This is a genomic window from Tsuneonella mangrovi (assembly GCF_002269345.1).
Taxonomy (GTDB): Bacteria; Pseudomonadota; Alphaproteobacteria; order Sphingomonadales; family Sphingomonadaceae; genus Tsuneonella; species Tsuneonella mangrovi.
On sequence record NZ_CP022889.1, the window covers coordinates 843,487 to 866,294 of the forward strand.

Annotated in this window: 19 protein-coding genes; 9 read left to right on the top strand and 10 right to left on the bottom strand. The window is 64.4% G+C overall.

Annotated elements, in window-relative coordinates; genetic code table 11:
- The first annotated feature begins 48 nt into the window (after nt 1-48).
- A complete protein-coding gene (locus CJO11_RS04185) occupies nt 49-522 on the top strand; it encodes an MAPEG family protein (RefSeq protein ID WP_095011587.1) in 474 nt (157 codons plus the stop codon).
- Between the two features lie 10 nt (nt 523-532).
- Here the strand turns inward: CJO11_RS04185 and map are convergent, their stop codons facing one another.
- Nucleotides 533-1,360 carry a type I methionyl aminopeptidase gene (gene map / locus CJO11_RS04190; protein WP_095013207.1) on the bottom strand — a complete coding sequence of 276 codons (828 nt, stop codon included), beginning with the start codon at nt 1,358-1,360 and terminating at the stop codon, nt 533-535.
- Nucleotides 1,361-1,392: 32 nt separating this feature from the next.
- Nucleotides 1,393-2,244, bottom strand: coding sequence for a DUF3298 and DUF4163 domain-containing protein (locus tag CJO11_RS04195; RefSeq protein WP_150124973.1), 852 nt, complete (start codon nt 2,242-2,244; stop codon nt 1,393-1,395).
- A 36-nt stretch (nt 2,245-2,280) separates the two neighbouring features.
- Between CJO11_RS04195 and CJO11_RS04200 the strand changes: the two genes are divergently transcribed.
- From CJO11_RS04200 to glnA, 5 genes are all read left to right on the top strand, one after another.
- Nucleotides 2,281-3,663 (top strand): leucyl aminopeptidase family protein, encoded by a 1,383-nt coding sequence (locus CJO11_RS04200; RefSeq protein WP_095011589.1) that lies wholly within the window; start codon nt 2,281-2,283, stop codon nt 3,661-3,663.
- Between the two features lie 95 nt (nt 3,664-3,758).
- On the top strand, nt 3,759-4,097 hold the full coding sequence (locus CJO11_RS04205; RefSeq protein ID WP_095011590.1) for a hypothetical protein: 339 nt from the start codon (nt 3,759-3,761) through the stop codon (nt 4,095-4,097).
- Between the two features lie 2 nt (nt 4,098-4,099).
- The gene (gene argC / locus CJO11_RS04210) at nt 4,100-5,035 is read left to right on the top strand and encodes an N-acetyl-gamma-glutamyl-phosphate reductase (protein WP_095011591.1); all 936 of its coding nucleotides are present in this window, start codon (nt 4,100-4,102) and stop codon (nt 5,033-5,035) included.
- A 251-nt stretch (nt 5,036-5,286) separates the two neighbouring features.
- Nucleotides 5,287-5,625 carry a P-II family nitrogen regulator gene (locus tag CJO11_RS04215; RefSeq protein WP_095011592.1) on the top strand — a complete coding sequence of 113 codons (339 nt, stop codon included), beginning with the start codon at nt 5,287-5,289 and terminating at the stop codon, nt 5,623-5,625.
- An 85-nt stretch (nt 5,626-5,710) separates the two neighbouring features.
- Entirely contained in the window at nt 5,711-7,120 is a 1,410-nt protein-coding gene (gene glnA / locus CJO11_RS04220) for a type I glutamate--ammonia ligase (RefSeq protein ID WP_095011593.1), read from the top strand.
- A 106-nt stretch (nt 7,121-7,226) separates the two neighbouring features.
- Here the strand turns inward: glnA and CJO11_RS04225 are convergent, their stop codons facing one another.
- Both CJO11_RS04225 and CJO11_RS04230 read right to left on the bottom strand, forming a co-directional pair.
- Nucleotides 7,227-7,622 carry a c-type cytochrome gene (locus CJO11_RS04225; protein WP_095011594.1) on the bottom strand — a complete coding sequence of 132 codons (396 nt, stop codon included), beginning with the start codon at nt 7,620-7,622 and terminating at the stop codon, nt 7,227-7,229.
- Complete coding sequence (locus tag CJO11_RS04230) at nt 7,607-9,019, bottom strand: cytochrome C (protein WP_095011595.1); 1,413 nt, start codon at nt 9,017-9,019, stop codon at nt 7,607-7,609. The genes CJO11_RS04225 and CJO11_RS04230 overlap by 16 nt, the downstream gene beginning before the upstream one ends.
- A gap of 220 nt (nt 9,020-9,239) precedes the next feature.
- On the opposite strand from CJO11_RS04230, the gene CJO11_RS04235 reads away from it, so the two are divergent.
- Nucleotides 9,240-9,860: a lysozyme gene (locus tag CJO11_RS04235; RefSeq protein WP_095011596.1), complete on the top strand. Its 621-nt coding sequence runs from the start codon at nt 9,240-9,242 to the stop codon at nt 9,858-9,860.
- On the opposite strand, the gene CJO11_RS04240 is transcribed toward CJO11_RS04235, so the two are convergent.
- The 4 genes from CJO11_RS04240 to CJO11_RS04255 all read right to left on the bottom strand — a co-directional run bounded on the left by CJO11_RS04240 (nt 9,854) and on the right by CJO11_RS04255 (nt 18,528).
- Complete coding sequence (locus tag CJO11_RS04240) at nt 9,854-14,050, bottom strand: translocation/assembly module TamB domain-containing protein (protein ID WP_095011597.1); 4,197 nt, start codon at nt 14,048-14,050, stop codon at nt 9,854-9,856. The two genes, CJO11_RS04235 and CJO11_RS04240, sit on opposite strands and share 7 nt — an antisense overlap.
- Nucleotides 14,050-16,284, bottom strand: a complete 2,235-nt coding sequence (locus tag CJO11_RS04245) for an autotransporter assembly complex protein TamA (protein WP_095011598.1) — start codon at nt 16,282-16,284, stop codon at nt 14,050-14,052. Before CJO11_RS04245 ends, CJO11_RS04240 begins: the two co-directional genes overlap by 1 nt.
- Nucleotides 16,250-17,092: an arginyltransferase gene (locus tag CJO11_RS04250; protein WP_095011599.1), complete on the bottom strand. Its 843-nt coding sequence runs from the start codon at nt 17,090-17,092 to the stop codon at nt 16,250-16,252. Before CJO11_RS04250 ends, CJO11_RS04245 begins: the two co-directional genes overlap by 35 nt.
- A 185-nt stretch (nt 17,093-17,277) precedes the next feature.
- Entirely contained in the window at nt 17,278-18,528 is a 1,251-nt protein-coding gene (locus CJO11_RS04255) for a threonine ammonia-lyase (RefSeq protein WP_095011600.1), read from the bottom strand.
- Between the two features lie 91 nt (nt 18,529-18,619).
- On the opposite strand from CJO11_RS04255, the gene CJO11_RS04260 reads away from it, so the two are divergent.
- Entirely contained in the window at nt 18,620-20,290 is a 1,671-nt protein-coding gene (locus tag CJO11_RS04260) for an amidohydrolase (protein ID WP_095013208.1), read from the top strand.
- A gap of 333 nt (nt 20,291-20,623) precedes the next feature.
- Nucleotides 20,624-20,842 carry a hypothetical protein gene (locus CJO11_RS04265; RefSeq protein WP_095011601.1) on the top strand — a complete coding sequence of 73 codons (219 nt, stop codon included), beginning with the start codon at nt 20,624-20,626 and terminating at the stop codon, nt 20,840-20,842.
- 90 nt (nt 20,843-20,932) lie between these two features.
- On the opposite strand, the gene CJO11_RS04270 is transcribed toward CJO11_RS04265, so the two are convergent.
- Both CJO11_RS04270 and CJO11_RS04275 read right to left on the bottom strand, forming a co-directional pair.
- A complete protein-coding gene (locus CJO11_RS04270; protein WP_095011602.1) occupies nt 20,933-21,847 on the bottom strand; it encodes a transposase in 915 nt (304 codons plus the stop codon).
- Complete coding sequence (locus CJO11_RS04275; protein ID WP_205651105.1) at nt 21,835-22,728, bottom strand: HEAT repeat domain-containing protein; 894 nt, start codon at nt 22,726-22,728, stop codon at nt 21,835-21,837. The genes CJO11_RS04270 and CJO11_RS04275 overlap by 13 nt, the downstream gene beginning before the upstream one ends.
- Nucleotides 22,729-22,808 lie beyond the last annotated feature (80 nt).

A 22,808-nucleotide genomic window follows, 5' to 3' on the forward strand; every position in this document is an offset into this window, starting at 1 on the left:
CGCCCGAATGAGGCGCATGGTGCCCGAAAAATAAGGGGGTGCCACACCATGAACCAACTCAGTTTCGACAATCCGGTATTCGCGACATACGCCGTATCGGCCTCGCTGATGATCCTGCTTGCGGTTGCAACCGCATGGATCACGGTGGTCCAGATGATGCGCGTCAAGGGCGGTTTCCGTGCGCCAGAGGACATGAAGAAGACGCCGCTCAACCCGACACCCGCCGCCGACCAGACCGCGCCCAAAGAACCGGTCGAGCGCTTTCGCCGGATCATGCAGAACCACCTCGAGAACATCCCGTTCTTCATCGTTATCGGACTGTTGTTCGTGCTGACCGGTCCCTCACCCGCGCTCGCGCACTGGCTGTTCTACGGCTACGTGGTGTCGCGCGTCCTGCACTTCCTCGCCTATTCGACCGCGCAAATCCATGAAGTCCGCGCGACGTTCTGGACTATCGGGTCGGTGATCATCATCGCGATGTGCGTGATGGTGATGCAGGCGGGATGGGCTGCTGCGGGGTAGCCGCCGGACCTCAGTTGTAAGGCGGCTTGTCCAGTCCCTTGGGGCTGAGCGTGAAGATCTCGCAGCCGTCTTCGGTGATGCCGATCGAATGCTCGAACTGCGCCGATAGGCTCTTGTCGCGGGTCACCGCGGTCCACCCGTCGCTCAGCAACTTCACCCACGGCTTGCCGAGGTTGATCATCGGCTCGATGGTCATGAACATGCCGGGACGCAGCTCCGGCCCTGTCCCAGCCTTCGCAGCGTGAACCACTTCGGGCGCATCGTGGAACAACCGCCCGAGGCCGTGTCCGCAGAACTCGCGAACCACGCCGTAGCGGTGCTTTTCAGCATGTGCCTGGATCGCCGCGCCGATATCGCCCAGCCGCGCGCCGGGCTTCACCTGCTCGATCCCGATCATCAGGCATTCGTGAGTAACATCGACCAACCGCCTGGCCTTAAGCGGCACGTCGCCAACGAGGTACATCCGGCTGGTATCGCCGTGCCACCCGTCGAGGAGCGGAGTGACGTCGATGTTGACGATGTCCCCGTCCTTGAGCTGCTTGTCGCTGGGGATGCCGTGGCACACCACATGATTGATCGAGATGCAGCACGAATGGGTAAACCCGCGATAGCCGAGCGTTGCCGGGACCGCACCGCCGTCGAGCGTCATCTGCCGCACGACATCGTCGAGCTCACCAGTGGTCACCCCCGGCTGGACCAGCGGGGCCAACGCGTCGAGGATTTCGGCTGCCAGCCGCCCCGCCTTGCGCATCCCTTCGAACCCTTCGGGCCCGTGGAGCTTGATGGTGCCGTCGCGGATGACGGTCTCGTCGCCGGTGATGGTCTGGTATTCGGTCATGCCGCCCACTTAGCGATTGCGGCCGCGAATTGCTACTTCGCCGCAAACGCCGCCTTGTATTCGGGTCGGACGGTTGCGAGCACAGCTGGCGTCACCGGCAGGGTAATCTCGTAGGCCCCCTCGGCATAGGGCCCCGCGACATAGGGCCCGAACCAGATGCCGACCTTGTCGAACTTGCGGCCATCGCTCGAGCCGACAAACACCGTTGCGTCCTTCACGTGCTGGCACGAATCGAACCCGTAATCCTGCCCGGTCGGAGCGGGTTTGTAGTCCGCGCCGCGCCGCGTCTTCCGCGCGGCATCGAGCGCCCTGCACAGCGCCGGCTGGAGCGCCTTGTCGAGCACCGCGGGCGAAGTGAACATCTCCACCCCCGCAACCACTTTGCCCTGTTTGTCGAGCCATACGTCGGATTCGCGCCCATACATCCCGTGCGCTCCGCCAGTGTACATCGCGATGTCCGCCGACAGGCTGAGATAGCCCGGAACCTCGGCAACGACCTTCCACGTCTTGCTGAAATTGCTTGTCCGGCACGAAGCGCAATCGGCTGGCGTCGCCGAGAGCGCATCGATCCAGCTCTTGCGGTTCTTGCGCATGATCGCCTCGCGCTCCTGCATCAGCAACGCTGCGAGTGCGGGGCGATCGGTGACGGCGGCGGGCCACGCATACTTGAAGTCCCACTGCCCGCCGTCCTTCGCTTCGCTCTTGGCAAAGCTCACGCCCTTGTCGGTGCTATTCGAAGTTGCCGACGCGCTCGACTTGCCCGTGGCCGCGCTGCTGGCGTTTGCTCCGGCAGCAGCGTCGGTGGCCTGTCCTGCGCCGCCCGAACCCGAACAAGCCGCAAGCGCCAGCGCCATGACAATCGGCAACATCGAGCGAAGGGGCATTGGAATTCTCCGGCCAACAGGCGATAGGGCACCGCTATGACCAAGAAGACCGACCTTATCCAGCCCGATCGCGGGCAAGACGCCATCGCTATCCATCTGGTGGACAAGGAAGGCTTTGCCGACTGGGCCAAGTCGCTGACCAAGGGCCAGCGCGCCGCGCTCGAGGCGCAGAAGTTCGATGGCGGCGGCTACCAGGTCGGTATCGTCCCTGACGGCGACGGCTGGTTCGCGGTCGGCGGAGTGGCCGATCCGGCGGACCTGTCGAGCTGGTGCATGGCGAAACTCGCCGAGAGCCTGCCCGAAGGCACCTATCGCCGGGTCGGCGGCGAACCGGGTCCATCCCTCGTCGGCTGGCAGACCGCGCAGTATCGCTTCACCCGCTATCGCGACGATCCCGATGCGCCGGGTAAGCGCGTGCTGCTGACGAGCGACGCCAAGGCGATCGAACCCGCGCTTGCCGAAGCACACGCGATGATGAAGGTGATGGACCTCGTCAACACGCCTGCCGAGGACATGGGCCCCGCTTCGCTCGAAGCCGAATTCGAAGCGCTCGCCAAGCACCACAAAGCCGAGTTGTCGGTGGTCAAGGGTGACCAATTGGAACGCGAGTACCCGATGGTCCACGCGGTTGGCCGCGCGGCATCGCGCGAACACGCCCCGCGCTTGCTGCACCTTGCATGGGGTAGCGAGAAGAACCCGGTGCTGGCGATCGTCGGCAAGGGCGTGTGCTTCGATTCCGGCGGGCTCGACATCAAGGGCGCGAGCGGCATGGCGCTGATGAAGAAGGACATGGGCGGTGCGGCCCACGCGATCGCGCTCGCCGGGCTGGTGATGGGATCGGGCCTCAAGGTGAAGCTCCACCTGCTCGTGCCCGCGGTCGAGAACGCGATTTCGGGCAATGCCTTCCGTCCGGGTGACGTGCTCCAGACCCGCAAGGGACTGACGGTCGAGATCGGCAACACCGATGCCGAAGGCCGCCTGATCCTCGGCGATGCGCTGACCCGTGCGAGCGAGGAGAAGCCCGACCTGGTTATCGACTTCGCGACGCTGACCGGCGCTGCCCGTGTGGCGTTAGGGCCGGACCTGCCTGCGCTGATGACCCGGCGCGACGAAACCGCCGATGCCCTGATCGCGGCGGGCAAGGCCAACGACGACGAGCCGTGGCGGCTGCCTCTGCCGCATGCCTATGTCGAGTATCTCAAGTCCGATATTGCCGATACCAACAACGCCGCCACCAACGGGTTCGCCGGAGCGAGCGTGGCCGGCCTGTTCCTCGACAAGTTCGTCGGCGAAGGCATCGACTGGGCCCATTTCGACACCTTTGCTTGGCGTCCTGCGGCCAAACCCGGGCGGCCCAAGGGCGGCGCGCCACTGGGGTTGCGCGCGGCGTGGCACATGCTCCGCCAGCGCTACGGCTGACCCGTCCGGGGGCAACCCGCCTGCCATGCTTGCCCGCGCGGCCAGCACGGTCTAAGCGCGCTGAAGATTTCCCGCAGGCGCAAGAAAAGAATTTCGTGAGTACGACCGGCGAATACGGACTTCCCGAAGGGCAGCTTTCGCTGTCCGGCCCTGTCGTGCGTCCGGAGCCCGGCACACTGCCGATCCGGGGCGACCTGGCGCATATCGCGCTGGCTGACCGCTACCTCGTCGCCGCATACGTCGTGCCGGTCGTGCGCGAGATCGGACCGGCGGGCGCACCGCTCCTGATCAACCCGCGCGACGATGCCGAAGCGGTTACTCTGCTCGAAGCGGGCACACGGTTCGAAGCGCTCGACTATGCGGGCGACTGGTGTTGGGGCTGCGTCGGGCCGGACGGGCCGAGCGGGTACTTGCGCACCGCGCTGCTCGCCTGACCATGTCCGCTACCGTTTTCATCGATGGCGCGGCCGGGACCACCGGCCTCGAGATAGCCGACCGGCTCGCCGGACGGAGCGAGTTTTCGCTCGTTGCGCTCGACGATGCCAGCCGCAAGGATCCCGCCGCCCGGCGCGAAGCGCTCAACGCAGCCGATTTCGCGATCCTTTGCCTGCCCGACGATGCCGCCCGCGAAGCGGTGGCGCTGGTCGATCCGGACAGCAAGGTGCGGTTGATCGACGCGTCGAGCGCGCATCGGGTTTCCGATGGTTGGACCTATGGCTTTCCCGAGCTGGTCGGTCGCGACGCGGTCGCTGGCGCGCGGTTCGTCGCCAATCCGGGATGCTATCCCACCGGCTTCCTCGCGCTCGTCGCACCGCTGGTGCGCGCGGGGCTGCTGCCAGCCGACTGGACCTACACGGTCAACGCCGTTTCAGGGTACTCGGGCGGCGGCAAGGGGCTGATCGCGCGGTTCGAGGCCGATCCGGCGATCGGCTGGCGCGGCTATGCTCTCGGCTTCGGCCACAAACACTTGCCCGAAATGGCACGCTACGCCGGCCTGCCCCGCCCGCCGGTGTTTACGCCCGCTGTAATCGCCGCGCACCGCGGAATGGCGGTGAGCGTTCCGCTGGCCTTGTCCGCAATGGAAGCTGCGCCTTCGCCCGCCGCGATGCGCGACGCGCTGTCCGAATTCTACGCCGGATCGCCGATCATCAAGGTCTGCGATCCTCCAGAAAGCGGCGAGATCCTGCTGCGCGCCGATGCCGCGCCGTGGGACGGGCTCGAACTGTTCGTGCTGGCATCGCCCGATGGCAGCGAGGCGCAGCTGCTCGCCCGGCTCGACAACCTCGGCAAGGGTGCGAGCGGCGCGGCAGTACAGAACCTCAACCTGATGGCGGGGCTCGATGAAACCGCCGGATTGCAGCTCACTGCCTGAAAATCAGGCACTGCCTGCCCGATCATCAAGCACCGCATTGCCGCAAGATTGCGCCAACCGCACCTGCGGTTGAACGAATGTTGCCAAAGTCCCCTTTAAACGCGGCGTTTGATCGCCTAGTGCCGTGGAATCGAGCCTTGGCACGATTCTTGAAGATTCGTTAGCCAAGGGAATTCCATCCAGTCGGCTGCCGGGCCTTGCGGCACGAACGGTCGACGCGATCCGGGCCTATCGGATGCCCAGGGGGTCACGTGAAAAAGATCGAAGCGATCATCAAGCCGTTCAAGCTCGACGAAGTGAAGGAAGCGCTCCACGGAATCGGCGTGTCCGGCATAACCGTGCTCGAAGCCAAGGGTTTCGGCCGCCAGAAGGGCCACACCGAGCTCTATCGCGGCGCAGAATACGTCGTCGATTTCCTGCCCAAGGTAAAGTTAGAGGTGGTCGTGCCCGACGCCCTTGCCGAGCGCACCGTCGAAGCGATCGCGGGCGCTGCCCAGACCGGGCGGATCGGCGACGGCAAGATCTTCGTTTCCACCATCGAAAGCGCGCTGCGCATCCGCACCGGCGAGAAGGACGACGCGGCGATCTGAACCATCGAGGCAGGTCGATTCACCTGCCCTGCTCCAACCCCCCGGCGCCATATGATCCGGCGCTGACCAACAAGAGGAAGACCAAATGTCCAAAGCGAAAGATGTCCTCAAGCAGATCAAGGAACAGGAGATCGAATGGGTCGATCTGCGGTTCACCGATCCCAAGGGCAAGTGGCAGCACCTGACGATGGTGTCGGGCGTGCTGGGCGAGGACGAGCTGGAAGACGGCCTGATGTTCGACGGCTCGTCGATCGCCGGCTGGAAGGTCATCAACGAATCAGACATGATCCTCAAGCCAGACCTCGACAGCGTTTACGTCGATCCGTTCTCGGCCACCCCGATGATGATCATCTTCTGCGACATCGTCGAACCTTCGACTGGCGACTGGTACGACCGCGATCCGCGCTCGACCGCCAAGCGCGCGGAGAACTACCTCAAGTCGACCGGCATCGGCGACACGGTCTATGTCGGCCCGGAAGCCGAGTTCTTCATGTTCGACGACGTGAAGTTCTACGACGGCTACACCGGCAACGGCTTCTCGATCGACGATATCGAATTGCCGACCAACACGGGCCGCGACTACGAGGCGGGCAACATGGGCCACCGTCCGCGTGCCAAGGGCGGATACTTCCCGGTCGCCCCGGTCGATAGCGCCACCGACATCCGCGGCGAAATGGTCGCCACGATGATGGAGATGGGCCTGCCGTGCGACAAGCACCACCACGAAGTGGCCGCTGCCCAGCACGAGCTCGGCCTCACTTTCGGCACGCTGGTCGAAACCGCCGACCGGATGCAGATCTACAAGTATGTCGTGCAGCAGGTCGCCCATGCCTATGGCAAGACCGCGACCTTCATGCCCAAGCCGATCAAGGAAGATAACGGCTCGGGTATGCACACCCACATGTCGATCTGGGACGGCGGCAAACCGCTGTTCGCGGGCAACGGCTATGCCGGTCTGTCGGAAATGTGCCTCTACTACATCGGCGGCGTCATCAAGCACGCCAAGGCATTGAACGCGTTCACCAACCCGACCACCAACAGCTACAAGCGGCTGGTGCCGGGCTTCGAGGCGCCGGTGCTGCTGGCCTATTCGGCTCGCAACCGCTCGGCCTCGTGCCGTATCCCTTATGGTGCGGGCGAGAAGGCCAAGCGCGTCGAGTTCCGCTTCCCTGATGCGATGGCCAACCCCTACCTCGCCTATGCCGCGCTGCTGATGGCGGGCCTCGATGGGATCCAGAACAAGATCCACCCGGGCGAGGCGATGGACAAGAACCTCTACGACCTGCCGCCGGCAGAGCTCGCCGAAGTGCCGACCGTGTGCGGATCCTTGCGCGAAGCCCTCGAAGCACTCGAAGCGGACAACGAGTTCCTGACCAAGGGCGACGTGTTCACCAAGGACCAGATCGACGCCTACTGCGAACTGAAGTGGGAAGAAGTCAGTCGCTGGGAAACCACCCCGAGCGCGGTCGAATTCGACATGTACTACAGCGCCTGATCCTGACGCTGGCGCAAAAATCAGGGGCGCCCGGGAAACCGGGCGCCCCTTTTCGTCGAAGCTATAAGGGCTGGATCCCCGCCAGGCCGGCCCAATTCGGCTTCGACTACTTCAGCGTCGCGAGATAATCCGCGAGCGCATCAAGCTGCTGTTGGTTGTGCAACCCGGCGAACGGCATCCGGTTGCCCGGAACGACCTGTCGCGGATTGGCAACGTAGTCCTTGAGGTTGTCCTCGGTCCAAGTCAGCCCGGACTTGCGCATGGCAACCGAGTAGGCGAATCCCGGGATGCTGCCGGCCTTGCGTCCAACCACGCCGAACAGGTGCGGCCCGATAGACGATCCACCTTCCTTCTTGTTTGAATGGCAGACCGCACAGTGAGCCATGAACACCTGCTGGCCCGAAGTGGTCGATGACGAGGCAATGGCCGCCGGTGGACTAGCCACGGCAAAGGCGATTGCGAGCGCGCCAGCCGCGCCGGCGAGGTTCAGAAGGCGAGCCATGAGTAAACCCTCACTGCATTGTTGTCCGATGCATTGGCACCGGCTCCATCGTAGTTGGTGCTTGCGCCGTTAAACTTGCCGTAGAACGTCGCTTGCAGGCCGAGCTGCAGGTTTACCCGCTTGCCCAGCGGACCATTGCCGTCGCCCCACGGCGAATAGTCGAGCTGGAGCATGACCCCGTTGCTGTCGGGGCTGGCCGTGCTGCTGTCGTAGAGCGCGGAATTGCTGTCGCCGGTGATCGAGAATGCCCCGATCGTTGCGCCCAGCTTGTTGTGCCAGTGGTAACCGAAGTCGCCGCGCAGTTCGTTGAGGCCGACGCTGGCGCAATCGGGACCGGTCATCGGTCCGATCATGCCGAGCGCACAGCTGGCGCGATAGTTGGCGTTTTCATGCACGTAGCGCGCCTGCGCCGAGAGCACATCGCCCGATGCCAGCTGCTTCTGCCACGAGGCATCGAACCCCAGATCGGTGTAATGGTCGGTGAAGCCGCTGCTCATGTCGCGATCGGGATAGACGTTGGCGTTGAGCACGAATGCACCAAGTTCCAGCGTCCCGCCTCCTGCATTGCCCTGCCAGGCGACGCGGCCATAAGGCGCAAGGCCGTGGATGTTCCCCGGTCCGCCCGACGGATCTGCACCCAGCCAGTTGAGCGTTCCCGCTGCGGGCGTGGTATAGGCCCCACCCTCCAGGTAGAACTTCTGGCCGATCCAGGCGTAGGCGCTGAGCCCGACCGATTCGGTGGCCAGCCCATCATCGATCAACGGCGCTGCGTCGGGCGTGCCCGAAACCGCCGTGTCGGTGTAGGGGAATCCCCACGCCGGGGTGGTGTTCCACGCATCCTGCACGGTCGGGCTGTTGTTCAGCGTCAGACCGAGGGTGGTATCGGCGCCGAACAAGTTGGCCTTGGTCACGGCGCGGATATCGGTGTTGTCCCATGCCCAAGCCTGACCCACGCCATCGTAGGTGGTTTGCGAGAACATGCCGAAGTGCTTGCCGAGCCCACCGGCGATGAAGATGCTGCCCTGATCGAATGCGACGTTGTCGTTCTGGTCGAGGCCGTCAGGCGCAGGCACCTGGTCGCGCTTAGTGTGCGTCAACGAGGCAACCGCCATCGCGGCGAGCGGCACACTCTTCTGTGCCCGCAGGGTATAGCCGTCGAGCTTGAACTCGCGCCCGAACGGCGTGAGCTGCGGGCCGAACCCGCCGACATGGCATGCGCTGCACGGCAGCCCGGTCTGTTCCGCAAATGCCGGAACCGCCTTGGCCGAGTGGACCGGCAAGGTCATGATCGCGCCAGCGGACACCAGAGGAAGGAGGAGCAGCGAGCGCTTGATCCAGGTGGAACGGGTGCTGGCTGCGGGCTTGCGTTGCTGGGCAACTTTACGATCCGGTGTCATGGCCTGGTACTCCTTTGGCGAGTTGGCACCGAGGGCAATGGGCTCGACCGGATCCGATCTCATTGATCTGAATCAATCACGGCATTTGTAGCACAGCAGTGTGGCATTTTTGTCCGGTGAGCAGGGAGGCCGTTCCCGTGCAGGGCGAGAAACCATTTTCCTACAGTCCCCTGCCCTCCTTATTGAGTCACCCCCGTTCGCCGCGCGATGGAGGTCTTTTATGCAACGCAAACCCGTTTTCGACGCTGTCCGGCGCATGCTCGGGCGGGGCTTTCGGCAGGACGAAGTCGAAACGCTCGACCGCGCTTGCGACAACGCGGAAGAATCGGTCCAGGACAGTGTTCCATGTGTTCCACCACGCCATGTTTCCGCTGCCGGAATCGCGCTGATCAAGCGGTTCGAAGGGTGCGCGCGGGTGCGCGGCGATGGCCGGGTGGAAGCCTACCCCGACCCGGCAACCGGCGGCGCGCCATGGACCATCGGCTGGGGCGCGACCGGCGCGGGTATCGGCCCCGGTACGGAATGGACGCAGGAAGAGTGCGACGCCCGGCTCGAGTGCGACCTGGCCCGCTATGCCGCCGAGGTTGCGCGCACGATCGGCGCGGCACCGACCAGCCAGAACCAGTTCGATGCGATGGTCAGCTTTCACTATAACACCGGGGCGATTTCCCGGGCGACGCTGACGCGCAAGCACGTGGCGGGCGACTACGCCGGTGCGGCTGCCGAGTTCGCGCGCTGGAATCGTGCGGGCGGGCGAGTCGTCGCCGGCCTCATGCGCCGCCGCGCCGCAGAAGCGGACCTCTATGCTTCGGCGAGCCCACCCTCGCCGCGCGGTCAGTAGTCCTTGCTCGCTTGCGCAACGATCGAAGACCGTCCGATTGTCGACACCGAGCCGAGTAGCGAGAGCCACGAGGTAATCCGGAATTCGGTGTCGGTTGCGCTGTACCCGCGCCCGTCGGTCACGATCTCGATATAGGCGCGCCGACCAATGTTCTTGCCCACTGCGATACCGGTACCGCGCCCGATGGTCGGGTCGGCGCTGACGATCCGCAATCGGTCGAGCCCGATGGCACTGCGCAGCTGGTTGATCGGGTCGAGCCCGCCGCCGCCGTGGAGCGAGGCCACCGCAGCACCCAGTTGCAGCACGTCGGTCGCCGAAAGCTGCGTGATCGAATCGCCGAACAGCAGCCGCGAGAGGATCTCTTCCTCGGGCAGCGACGGATTGGAAGTGAACGTGATCCGCGAACGCAATGCGCTACCCTGGACCTTCGCGGTCACTTCGAGGCTGTTCTTGGTGGTGGTCGCTTCGATATCGAGCCGTGGATCGATCGAGGTGTTCTCATCGAAAGTGATCCGCCCGCGGGTCAGGTCGAACTGCGTGCTGGCGAAAGTATAGGTGCCGCGCACCGCGCTGGCTGTGCCGCCGATACGCGGATCGGCGGTGGTCCCGCGCAGCCGGATATTTGCGCTCCATTCGCTGTCGAGCCCCATTCCGCGCACGTCGATCCCATCGTCCGATTTCGCATCGACGAGGTATCGCCACGGGACGCTGGGCGCGCGTTGGGGTGCTGCATCGGCCGGTCGGTTGACTTCACGGGTCTTGATCTGCGGCAGCTGGGTGACGTCTGCGGCCGTGCCCAGCTTCCAGCTGGCGCGGTCGATCTGCAACCGGCCCGCAACCATGCCGCCCACACCGCTCGAAACGATCCGCATCGGGCCGGTAACCGCCGCGGTCAGTCCGCTGGAATCGAGCAACGCGGCATTGTGCGCCGCCAGTCGCAAGTCGAGCTGCGGCCCGCGCGTCGAGCTCATGCCGCTCAGCCCCACGGTTCCGCTGCCGAGCACGGTCCCGCCGTTGGGAGCAGTACCGGAGAACGAGGTGAGACGCAGCTGCGAGCCGTCGAAGGTGCCGCGCCCCTTGACCTTGGTCAGGTCGGTCCCGGTCAACCCGCTGCGCAGCCGCAAGTCGTCGCTCGAAATCGAGCCGCGTACTTGCGGATTGTCGAGCGTCCCGGTCACATCGGCGGCCGCCGAAACCGGGCCGGTGAGGTCGAAGGTGTTGACCGCGACCAGCCGCCACAGCGCGTCGGCCGGACCGGCATAGCGCAGCTGCGCAAACAGGTCCCCAGCACGCAATCGATCGAACAGCGTCCCGCTGGCAGGAAGGCTGGCGATGCGCCCCTGCAATCGCCCGAGTCGTTTGCCGTCGGCGCTGTCGACCACTGCGCGAGTTGCGATCCGGTCACGGTCGAGCTTCATCACCAGCGCAAGATCGATCGGCCGAGAGGTAAGCAGCAGGCCGGAGCGGGTCAGGCCCTTGACCTGGACTTTCGCCTCGCCGGTCGGAACGCCGTCGGGCTCGCGAGCAAGATCGACCACGCCCGAAATGGAGCCCCCGAGATCGAGCGCGTCGGATGCAATGTCGGTCAGCGTCAGCGGCATGTCGGCCAGCTGGAGATGCGCGCTCGCTGCACCCGTGCCGAAGCTGCCCTCCGCGATCATCGAGCCTCCGCCATAATTGAGCTGGGTCGGCTGCAGCTGCCAGCCACCGCCGGGCCGCTTCTCGATCACTGCACGGCGCGGCATGGCGATTGCGCCATCGCGATAGCTTCCGTTTGCCGCCACGGTGTATCGGCCAGGAGCGGCTTCGGCAGCGAGCTGCAGTCCGAAACGGCTGCCTCGACGCCCGGCAATCGAGGCGTTTATCGTGCCGATCCCGCCCGCCAGCTTGGCCTTCGCGGCGAAGCGTCCCACGAACATGCGGCCGTAGCTGATGCCCATTGCGAAGACCGATCCGTCGATCCGGCTGGTTCCATTTGCCAGCGAACCGGTGCCTTTGACCGTTGCCCGCGCGACCGACATCGGAGTCAAACCGCCGAAAACGGCATCGCGAACCTTGAGATCGACGGTAAAGTCCTGTCCGCCGTCCCGCGGCTGAAGGCCGATCGTTCCATCGAGCCCGCCGCCCTTCAGCGCCAGTGTCCCGTCCGCTCCACCCCCCGCCAAAGCGAGGTCGCCGGTTATCGCGGTCTTCCAGACATCGAGATGCTTGATCGCCAGCGTGGTAGGTCCGCTGGCTGGCGCGGAAAGTGCCATCGATCCGGCAAACGGACCCAGTGTCGAGCCGCCCTTGGTCTCGATTCCCAGACCGCCCTCGATCGGGGTGAGCGCCACGCGGACATCGCGCAATCCTGCAGCGGGAACCGGATTGGCAAACACCAGAACCGCGTCCGGGCCGCGATCGGAATAGGCCCCGTCGATCGTGAACTTGCTGTAGTCGCTGCTGCGCCCTTGGCCCTTGAGTGTCGTCTTGCCTTGGCCGTACGCTCCGGCAGCGGTCAGCGTGAGCTTCGCTGCATCAAGCTTTAATCGGTTCACGCGAAGCGGCGCACCCGCGGCCAGCGAAACTCCGCTTGCAAGCCGGATGTCCGGGCCTGCGAGGCTCGCTACAGTCGGGTTCGCTACTTGCGGTACGCGTGCTGTCAGGTTCGCCGAGAGGCTCCACGCCGCTTTTCCACCAATCGCAAGATCGATCGCGGCTTGGGCATTGGCCTTGCCGACCGACGCGAGTTCGATCCCATTCGCTGTGACTGGGCCGGTAAACCGGTACGTACTCTTGGCAAGGTCCCCCGCGAACGCCAGCCGAGCAGTGGCCCCGTGGAAATCAAGCGCCAGCCGGTCGCTCGAGATTTTGCCGCCCGCCAACGTGGCATCGCCGCGCAGGGTGCCGCTGACCAGCCGCGAATCGACTTGCTGCGTGCCGGTGATGACCCGTGCGATCCGGGCATCGAGCGGGACCAGCCAGCGCTTGCCGTCGTAGCGTATGGTCGCTTGCTGGAGGATTCCTTCGATCCGGGTCGAACCGGATACGATCTGCGCAACCTGCAGGCGATGCTCGACCGCAAGCTTGCGGAATGGCCCGTCGAGCATCGCGGAGAGAAGCGCGCCCTCGACTTTGCTTCCCGCTCCGAATGCCGCAGGATCGGTCAGGCGCAAGTCGACCGCCAGGTCTTTGGCAGCATTGTTACCGAGGTCGATTGCTCCCTTCGCGCTGCCGCGCATCCCTCCTCCGACGACCTGCAATCGGCCATCGAGCACGCTGTTCACCAGCGTGCCGGCGCCGGAATAGGTCACGGTCTTGCCAGCGAGGCGTGCTGCCACTCCGCTCAGCGCATCGCCCGGCTGCGCATTGCCCGAAATGGCGTATTGGCCGCCATCGTTGCGCAGCCGGAAAGCGACGAATTGTTTGCCGTCGCGAGTGACCAGACCGCGCCCCTGCCACTGCTTCCACGTTCCCTTGCCGAACAGTCGCGCATGGTAGCCGGATTTGGACCCGATCAGGCCGGCGACCACGCCGTCCTTCGCAGCGAGGTAATCGAGGTCGAGGTCGAACCTGTCGCCATCGGGCTCAGCGTCAATCAGCGCGTGCAGCCGGTCCACGTTGCCAAGCTTGCCGTCCGCCTTGAGATAGACCCTGCCTTGCTTGACATCGGCGCGGGCAAGCAGGTTGATTCTTTGCGCTTCAGCCCCGGCTATGCCGGGAGCCACGGTCAGGTTGTCGATCCGGAAGCGATCGAGCCTGATGTCGAAGTTGGGTAGCGTGGGCGAATTCGGGTTGGACTTGAGTAGTTGCGGCCTGCGCAGCAGCGTCCCGCGATGCGTCACCAGATTGCGGATATCGAGCCCGCTGGTGAACCAGTGGAATGGACGCCAGTCGAGATCGACCTGCGGTATTTGCAGGAAGTCGCCCTTGGGATCGGCCACTGTCACGTCACGCAACACTGCCTTGCCGAACAGGTTGCCGTCGATCCGCCCGATCCGGATCTGCATCCCGGACGCAGGCGACATCTTGGCAATCTGGTCGGTCACCAGGCGGTGGCCGATCGGGCTGTTGAGGACAACTACTGCCACACCGAACAGCAAGAGGACCACGCCGAGGCCGCGCATCGCCATAAACCGCAATCGCCGCCGGAACGACGGGCGAACGACGATCGTCTGGACCTTTTCTTCAAGGGCAGGATCGTCGGCCATCAGAACGCTTGCCCCAGCGATACATAGACGCCGATCCGGCTGTCGGTCGGGCGCGGGTTGATGGGGGTCGCAATATCGACGCGCAGCGGCCCGAACCCGGTCAGGTAGCGCACCCCGATCCCTGCCCCGACGCGGACATCATCGAAAGTCGGCGTCACGCTTTGGCTGACTGCTCCAGCATCGACGAACGGCACGACCTGCAGCGCTCCGTCAAACAACGCGGTACCGATCCGTGCTTCGAGCGAAGCCTCTGCCAAGGAGCGACCGCCGGTCGCACCGCCATAGGCGTCGAGCGGGCTGATTGCCTGGTAGGCGTAGCCGCGTACCGACCCGCCGCCACCTGCATAGAATCGCCGTGATGGGGCAATGGCGGCGAGCGGCGCACCGGGAATGGCACCCAAGCGTACCCGCCCGGCTAGCACAGACTTTGTACCGATCGCCTTGTAGAACGAGGCGTCGACCTGTGTCCGGACATAGAAGCTCTGCACGCCGTTGTTGGTCGATACTTCGGGGGAAATCCGCCCGGCCAGCCGGTAACCGCGGGTCGGGTTGAGCAAGTCGTCGGAGGTGTCGATCTGCGCGTAGGTCGGCAGTGCGGCAATGAAGTAGGTGAGGAACGGACTCTTCTTGCCGACTTTCTTCAACTCGCGCTGCCGCGTGGCGACCAGCTCGAGGCCGGTGCTCCAGCTGAACGGCTTCTGGAACAGCAGCGTGGAGGTTTTCTCCAGCGTGCCGATCATGGAAAGCGTATCGGCATCGTAGGCGTCGGTCGAGATCGTCGAGGCAAATGTGTCGATCGTCAGGATCTTGTCGCGGCCGTGGAAGTTGTTCTTGCGAAAGGTGACGCCGCCGAGTTGTTCCTGCGTGCCGGCAATCGCGCGTACGCGCAGCATCCCTTCGGGCGGGAACAGGTTGCGGTGTTCCCAACTGCCCTGGACGCGGAAACCCTCGCCAGTGCCGTAGCCGATTGCCCCGGCGATTGTGCGCAGCTTGGCTTCGGTCAGCGCGACATCCATGTCGACCGTGCCTGGCTTGTCGCCATCGGGCTGGGTGACTGCGCGGGGGGTCACTGTGGCCGATGCAACCAGCCCCGTGGCAACGATCGCCCGGCGCAGGTCCACTGCAAGGCTGCGCCGGTAGACGTCGCCAGCCTTGAACCGGGCAATCTCAGCCAGATGATTGCTCGACAAGAAACGCGGTTTGTCGGAAACGACCTGGCCGATCACGAACTTGCCGTTCGGATGCACCGGCATCGCCAGGTCGCCGGTGAGCGTATCGTGATCGATGAGCAACGACGGCGGGTCGATCTTGGCGAACGGATATCCGCTTTCGCCCAGCGCAGTGTCCAGATTGGCCCGTTGCGCTTCGATCACGAAGCTCGATAGCGGATCGCCGGTCTGGATCGCGAATGCCTTGCGCAAGGCTTCCGCGTCGGGCGCACGCGACAGGTCTCCGAGGTTGATAGAGCCGAACTTGAACTGCGTGCCGGGCACGATGTCGAAGCGAACCTGCGGGCGATCGGCGGACTTGATTTCTCCACCGAGCGAGCGGAACACCTGCCCGTCGTAGTAGCCATAGTCGCGCAGCAGGGTGCCGAGCAGTTCCTCATCCGATCGTGCGCGTACCGCCAATTGGGCGACATTGTCCTTGCCGCTATCCAGCTCGGCTATCGTCGAGAGCGAACGGTAATGGCTCGCAAAATCCGCGCGCTGGGGGAATGCAGAGGGATCTTCCGGGAAGGCGAGCTCGACTTCTCGCGTAATGCGCACGACATCGCTGCTCGACTCCGTCGGCTGGTTAGCACCCATGCCAACGTCGGCAAATTCGATCGACGTATCGGGCGACAGCGGAACCAACTGCGGCAAATCGATCTGGTCGGGCCACGGAAGCGCGATCAGCGGTGAATCGGCAAACGGGGAGTCGGGCTCTGGTGCGTTGGCACTTGCCGCATCATCTCCGGTTTTTGGCGGAGCACCATGCCCGGCCCAGGCATCGGGATCTGCGACCGCCGAATCAGGGATCAGGTCGCTGGGCGACGTTGGCGGCTGGCTTGCAGCGGTCTTGTCGGGAGCAGGTGAGGGTGCTGCAGGCGACGCCTGGGTCTGCTGTGGCGGTGAAGAGCTCGCAGCAACCGACTGCGCCAGCGCCGTTCCGGGAATCGCTGCCAGCGCCAGAACCGACGCGGCAATCAGCTGCAGGCTAGTCGGCGAAACCGATTTGCGGGAGCGAAGCATCCTTGGCCGCGCTTGCCGGCCGGTCTTCTCGCCGCGGAGCGCGCATGGCGTCGGCAATGAGCCGATCCTGCTCTGCTCGGCTGAGACGCCGCCATCCGTCGCGTTCGAGCAGCTCGAGGGGGCGGTAGCGGACCTTGTACTGCATCCTGTCGGAGCCCTCGACCCAATAGCCGAGATATACATAGCCCAGGCCTTCCTCGGCAGCGCGGCGGATGTGGTCGAGAATGATGTAGTTGCCAAGCCCGGTTCGCGCCTCGTGTTCCGGGTCGTAGAACGAGTAGATCATCGACAACCCGTCGCCCTGCCGGTCGGTCAGGCAGGCACCGACGAGGCGGCCCGGCTGCGACCCTTCGGCGGGCTCCCTGTACTCGATGACATAGCTGGAGACAGGCGTGTGTTCCACCATATCCGCGTAGTCGATGTCGTCCATCGCGGCCATGCCGCCCCCCGGGTGACGCACCCCGAGATACTTGCGAAGCAGGTCGAACTGTTCGGTAGTCGCCCATGGACGACACTCGGTAGCAACGAGGTTGCTGTTGCGTTTCAGGTTACGCTTTTGCGTGCTCGAAGGTTCGAATTCACGCGCGGGGATCCGGACCGAGATACACGCCTGGCAATCGAGGCAGCTCGGCCGGTAGGCAACCGTCTGGCTGCGGCGGAACCCGATGCGCCCTAATGCTTCGTTGAGCTGGTCGGCGTGCGGGCCCTTGAGTTCGGTGAACACCTTCCGCTCGCTCCGCCCCGGTAGGTACGGACACGGCGCCGGGCTGGTCACGAAAAACCGGGGGAATCGAACTGGTGCCGTCACGGATCTGGCTGCGTCCTCTTGTCAGCGAGAATCGGGTGTGGTGCGAACTTGGGAGGACTATGCCTTGCGAGGACCGTCGGTAAAAGACCCTTAACCATCTATCTTGGTTAACAAAGACTTATTTTGCACAACTGATATTTGGTTACTGGCACACCGGGGAAACTACCGGATTCGCGCACCGGGAATCAGTCGAGTTCGACCTGGCTCACGGCGTAACCCTTGCCCTTGAGCGCAGCGACCAACGCCTCGAGCTGATGCCGATCGCGTGCTTCGCACTCGATATCTGTAATCAGCCCCTTGGCCGGCAGCGTCGTGAAGATCCGCTGATGGTAAATCTCGATGATGTTGACATTGTGCGCGTCGAACTCGCGCATGACCTTGAACAGCGCGCCGGGGCGATCCTGCAAGGTGATCCGCAGCCGCGCAAGGCGACCCGACCGCGCGAGGTCGCGCAGCAGGACATTGGCCAGCAAGCGGGTGTCGATATTGCCGCCGCACAGAACCAGCCCGATCTTGCGCCCCTCGAACCGTTCGGGATGCGCCAGCACCGCCGCCAGTCCGGCCGCGCCAGCGCCTTCGACGACGGTCTTCTCGATCTGCAACAGCAGGCTGACGGCACGCTCGAGCTGGGCTTCGTCGACCAGCAGGATGTCGTCGACCTGTTCGGCGATCACCTGCGACGTGAATTCCCCGGGGGCCTTGACTGCAATGCCTTCCGCGAGAGTGTCACCACCGCATGGCAAGTCGGCCCCTTTGATGCGATCGTACATCGAAGGATAGAGCGCCGCCTGCACGCCCACCACATCGAGCGGCGGATCGAGCGACTTGGCGACGGTCGACATGCCCGAAATGAGCCCGCCGCCACCGATCGGCACGACAATGCAATCGAGATCCGGCGCGTCGGCGAACATTTCGAGCGCGACAGTTCCCGCTCCCGCGGCCACGTTCGGATCGTCGAACGGATGGACAAACGTCAGCCCCAGTTCCTTCTCGAGCTTGCGCGCATGGGCGTAGGCCTCGTCGAACGTTTCGCCTTCGAGCACGACGTTGCCACCGACGCTTTCGGTCTGCATGACTTTTACAGTCGGGGTCGTGCGCGGCATCACGATCGTTACCGGGACGCCTAGTCGCGTTCCGTGGTAGCTGAGCCCCTGCGAGTGGTTGCCCGCCGAGGCCGCGATTACGCCGCGCGCACGCTGCTCGTCGGTCAGCTGCAGAAGCGCGTTGAGCGCGCCGCGCTCCTTGTAAGCAGCAGTGAACTGCAGGTTCTCGAACTTGAGCCAGATCTCCGCACCGCAAATCTGCGACAGCGTGATCGAGTGCATCGTGGGCGTGTGCACCACTGCGCCGGCAATGCGTGTTTGCGCTGCGCGAACGTCGTCGATTGTCAGCGGCAGGTTGGTTGCCGGGCGGCTGGCGGTATTGCTCTGGCTCATCGTGCGATGCGCCCTAGGGGATTCCGCGCGCCGGGGGAACACGCGATTTGCCACGCTTTGCACTGCCCGGAAAACCGCTATGGATGGGGTCATGCCGAAGTTCCGATTGTTCGCCGCTGCCCTTGCTGGCCTGATCGCCCTCCTCTCCGCATCGGTTCATGCCGACACACTGGTCGACAACATCCAGGGAATTTCGGTCGATCGCGAAGGCAAGGTCACCCGTTTCACCGGGATTTGGATCGACAACAACGGGCGTATCAAACAGTTACTCGCACGCGGTGACAAGCGACCCGAACACCCGGCCTACGTTGTCGACGGCAAGGGTGAATACGTCCTCCCCGGGCTGATCGATTCGCACCTTCACGTAATGGGCATCGGTTTTGCGTTGCTGACGCTCGACCTGTCCGACACAACCTCGCTGGCCGAGGCGCAAGCCAAGATCAAAGCCTACGCCGCCGCCAATCCCGACCACCGCTGGATCCTGGGATCCGGCTGGAATCAGGAGAAATGGGGACTCGGCCGATTCCCGACCGCGGCCGAAATCGATTCTGTGGTACCCGATCGCCCGGTCTTGCTGGAGCGCGCCGACGGCCATGCACAGTGGGCCAACAGTGCCGCAATGGCCGCTGCCGGGATCACCGCCAAGACCGCGGACGTGCCGGCTGGCCACATCGAGCGATTGCCCGGCTCGCGCCAACCGGCAGGCGTTTTCGTCGATGGCGCGGTCTCGCTGTTCGACAAGGTCGTGCCCGAACCGCGCCCGGCCGATCGCGACCTCGCGCTTGCCAAGGCGCAACAATTGCTGCTGTCCTATGGCGTCACCGCCGCGGCTGACATGGGCACGACAATCGAGGACTGGCAGAGCTTCCGCCGGGCCGGGGATTCGGGGGGGCTGCGGATCCGCATCATGTCCTACGCACTGGGCACCAAGGCGATGGAACTGATCGGCGGACCGGGACCCACACCGTGGCTCTACAACGACAAGCTGCACATGGGCGGCGTGAAGCTCTACCTCGACGGCGCGCTCGGTTCGCGCGGAGCGTGGCTGAAAGAGCCCTATTCCGATGATCCGAAGAACACAGGACTGCCGCGGTTGACGGGCGACCAGTTGCGGAACCTGATGAGCCGCGCGGCGCTCGACCATTTCCAGGTCGCGGTCCACTCGATCGGCGATGCGGCCAATGCGGAAATGCTCGATGCGATCGACGAACTCTCCGAAACTTACAAGGGCGATCGGCGGTGGCGAATCGAACATGCGCAGATTGTCGATCCGGCGGACATTCCGCGCTTCGGAGAACACGGGATCATCGCCTCCATGCAGCCTACGCACCAGACCTCTGACCGGCTGATGGCTGAAGCCCGGCTGGGGCCGGACCGGCTCGGCGGGGCCTACGCCTGGCGCTCGATCGCAGCCGCTGGCGGGCATCTTGCATTCGGTTCCGATGCGCCGGTCGAAAAGCCCGACCCATTCGCCGGGATCGCCGCGGCGATCAGCCGGACCGATGCCAATGGCGAGCCGTTCGGCGGGTGGATGCCGCAGGAGACGGTCACCAGAGAAACCGCGCTGGCAGCCTATACGGCTGGTGGCGCGTGGGCCGGATTCGCCGAGGGACGCTTCGGCGAGCTCAAACCCGGCGAATGGGCCGACTTCGTCATCGTCGACCGCGATCCGTTGTTGGCCTCGCCTGAACAAATCCGCGCCACCCATGTGCTGCAAACATGGGTGGGCGGCGAGAAGTTTTACGAGGCATCCGCGAACTGAGACAGGGAGCCATTAACTCAATGTCAACTATCGGCTTCTAGGCCGCGAGATACCCCGTTCGGCAATTCGGCACGCGCTTGGCGCGCTGTGCCGAATCCGCATTCTTTTTCCGGGAACACCCCGGAAATACGAGCGTTAAGGGGCCAAGAGTGTGATTCCCGGTCGGTTTACGTAATCGAATTCGTATCGGCCGGACGTTAAAGGGTTGGATTGTCGCGAGGGAACCGGGCGGAATTTACAAGCAATTGCTCTCATTTGCGGTTGCTTCAGGCCCTTACATCCCTTAAGCCGTTCCACAGATCGAATTTATTGCTTCTAGAGGGAGACACTAGAATGAAGTTCCGTAACATTGCAGCCGCCACAGCTGCTGTATCGCTGGCAGTTGCTCCGGTTATGGCTCAGGCCGCTCCGGCATCGCGCGCTTCGGCTCCGGCCAAGGACACGAGCAAGCTGGCAGGCGGCCCGCTCATTCTGGCTGTTCTCGCCGTTTCGGCGATTATCGCCGGTGTCGTGATTGCCGCGAGCAACAACAACACCGCTGTCAGCCCGTAAACCGGGCGGCACGTTCGATTTCAGAAGAACGGGGCCCCGGCCCCGTTTTTTTGTGCCTGAATTCTGTTGTCGGCCGGCGCTCGCGTGCTTTCAGCCGGAAGCGGGGATACTTTCGAGCGCAGAACGACGTAGCTTCGCTTCCACGGCGACCATCCGGCTGCCAGCCGCTTCCGCACGGCGCCACAGCCGGTCCTGCTCCTCGCGCGACGACATGACGCTGGCCTGCGCCTCGATACATGCGAGTCGCATGCGGTCGCTTGGATGACAGACCGCGAAATCTGCTGCCAGATCCCTCGCCGCCTCGCTGCCCAAACCCACAGCGATGCGCATGAACGTCTCGTTCGCTCCGCTTGTCAGCACCCGTGCGACCGTGCCCGCCGCGGTGTCGAAAGCGTATTGGTCGAACCACGGCTGCACCGGGCAGGTCGCCATGACATTGAGCGAGATCGACAACGAACTTGGCGGAAACTGCGCATGCACGTCGCGGTGCGCGCGATAGTGCATGATCTTTCCAGGACTCAAGGTCGCCCGCTCGACGAACCGCAAGCCCGCATCCTCGCCGGGAAAACCGGCGATGCGTTCGTAGTCGAACTCGTAGTAGTCGCTGGCGTAGCCTGGCCCGAAATAGCCCACGGTCAGGAAATCGAAGTTGTGATCGTGCGGCAACCCGTAGGCGAACGCCTGCGCACCGCTCGCTTGCATGATGTGCTCATCCTCCGACGGCCAGATGTTGGCGCGCAGGAAAAACCCACCGCGCGCGGGAGACAGCATGATCGCCTGCGGTCCGTAACCGCCGTTGTCGCTGTCGCTGGCCGCCGCCTGCGCGAGTTCGGCTGCGAGAATATCGCCAAGGAAGGTGCGGTTGTTGGCCAACCGCTTGAGCCAGCGCGCCGTACCATCGACGCTGTCCCGATCGCTGGGATCGAACCCTTCGGCCGCGATCGCATCGCGGCATTCCTCGAGCGAGCATTCCGTTTCGTCGGCGATCGCGATCACGCGGGGCATGGTTCGCGCTCCAGTTCGGCGAGTTGCGGATAGCGCGCAACCAACTGTGCACGCAGCGCTGCGGCATTGCCCGCCAGCGGATCGGACGGTTCGCGGGCAATTGCGCACAAGCGGGTGAAGCCGATTGCAGTATCGAGCGCGAGGCATTCGCGCAGCGCCTGCCAGCGAACGTCCGGGTCGCCTGAATGCGTTAGCTCGACCAACCGTGGCACGGCGTCGGGATGCTTCGTCCGCGCCAGCACTGTCAGCGCCATCAACCGGCGGCTCGACTTGCGATCGCCTGACGCGCGGTGGACCAACTCGCCGGTATCGATCCGGAATTCACGGCTCGGCTCGGGGTCGTTCGCAGTGCGCGACAGGCGGAGCGTGACGAGCCGACCATCGATCGAGTCGAACATTCGCGCCGAACGCGAACCTTCTTGCACGAGTCGATCGCCCGGTTCGAACTCCCGGGATTCGTGAGCAAAGCGCGCCTGCTGGTCACCACCGCTGCGTGTGACCAGCCGGATCCTGGCCTTACCCGCCAGGCACACCTCGTGGCGCTCGGCATCGACGAAGGCGATCGTCTGCTGCTTCGGGCATTGCGAAAAGGCGAACCCGTCATGCATCGTCAGTGCCAGCGCCGCAGGACCCTGCGCAGCGACCTGGACCAGCGCGTAGCCGTGCTCGTACTGGAAGCGCATCGGTATCGTCACCAGCGGGTCGAGCCGCATCTGCTCGACCACCGTTTCGACCAGGTCGCCGACAAACGCCTGCGCGGCCTTCGGATCATGCACCAACGGTTCGAGCACCGGACACTCCGCCAGCGGAGCCCCGGCAGCGTAGTCGCGCATCGCGTCCATCGCCGCGACCACCTCGGAGCGGGCGTGCCACGCGGTCATCGCTTGCCTCAAGCGCTCGGCGGAAAGGAGCTGCGGAGCAGGGTCGCTCCGCAGCTCGGCAAGGATCGGGTCGATCCGCA

Bases quoted from the DNA above. Each gene is read 5' to 3' on its own strand.
- CJO11_RS04240 (WP_095011597.1), bottom strand. From the start codon at position 14,050: ATGGCCGACGATCCTGCCCTTGAAGAAAAGGTCCAGACGATCGTCGTT.
- CJO11_RS04200 (WP_095011589.1), top strand. From the start codon at position 2,281: ATGACCAAGAAGACCGACCTTATCCAGCCCGATCGCGGGCAAGACGCC.
- argC (WP_095011591.1), top strand. From the start codon at position 4,100: ATGTCCGCTACCGTTTTCATCGATGGCGCGGCCGGGACCACCGGCCTC.
- CJO11_RS04260 (WP_095013208.1), top strand. From the start codon at position 18,620: ATGCCGAAGTTCCGATTGTTCGCCGCTGCCCTTGCTGGCCTGATCGCC.
- CJO11_RS04270 (WP_095011602.1), bottom strand. From the start codon at position 21,847: ATGCCCCGCGTGATCGCGATCGCCGACGAAACGGAATGCTCGCTCGAG.
- CJO11_RS04275 (WP_205651105.1), bottom strand. From the start codon at position 22,728: ATGACCGCGTGGCACGCCCGCTCCGAGGTGGTCGCGGCGATGGACGCG.
- CJO11_RS04245 (WP_095011598.1), bottom strand. From the start codon at position 16,284: ATGCTTCGCTCCCGCAAATCGGTTTCGCCGACTAGCCTGCAGCTGATT.
- CJO11_RS04235 (WP_095011596.1), top strand. From the start codon at position 9,240: ATGCAACGCAAACCCGTTTTCGACGCTGTCCGGCGCATGCTCGGGCGG.
- CJO11_RS04255 (WP_095011600.1), bottom strand. From the start codon at position 18,528: ATGAGCCAGAGCAATACCGCCAGCCGCCCGGCAACCAACCTGCCGCTG.
- CJO11_RS04230 (WP_095011595.1), bottom strand. From the start codon at position 9,019: ATGACACCGGATCGTAAAGTTGCCCAGCAACGCAAGCCCGCAGCCAGC.
- CJO11_RS04265 (WP_095011601.1), top strand. From the start codon at position 20,624: ATGAAGTTCCGTAACATTGCAGCCGCCACAGCTGCTGTATCGCTGGCA.
- glnA (WP_095011593.1), top strand. From the start codon at position 5,711: ATGTCCAAAGCGAAAGATGTCCTCAAGCAGATCAAGGAACAGGAGATC.
- CJO11_RS04185 (WP_095011587.1), top strand. From the start codon at position 49: ATGAACCAACTCAGTTTCGACAATCCGGTATTCGCGACATACGCCGTA.
- CJO11_RS04195 (WP_150124973.1), bottom strand. From the start codon at position 2,244: ATGCCCCTTCGCTCGATGTTGCCGATTGTCATGGCGCTGGCGCTTGCG.
- CJO11_RS04225 (WP_095011594.1), bottom strand. From the start codon at position 7,622: ATGGCTCGCCTTCTGAACCTCGCCGGCGCGGCTGGCGCGCTCGCAATC.
- map (WP_095013207.1), bottom strand. From the start codon at position 1,360: ATGACCGAATACCAGACCATCACCGGCGACGAGACCGTCATCCGCGAC.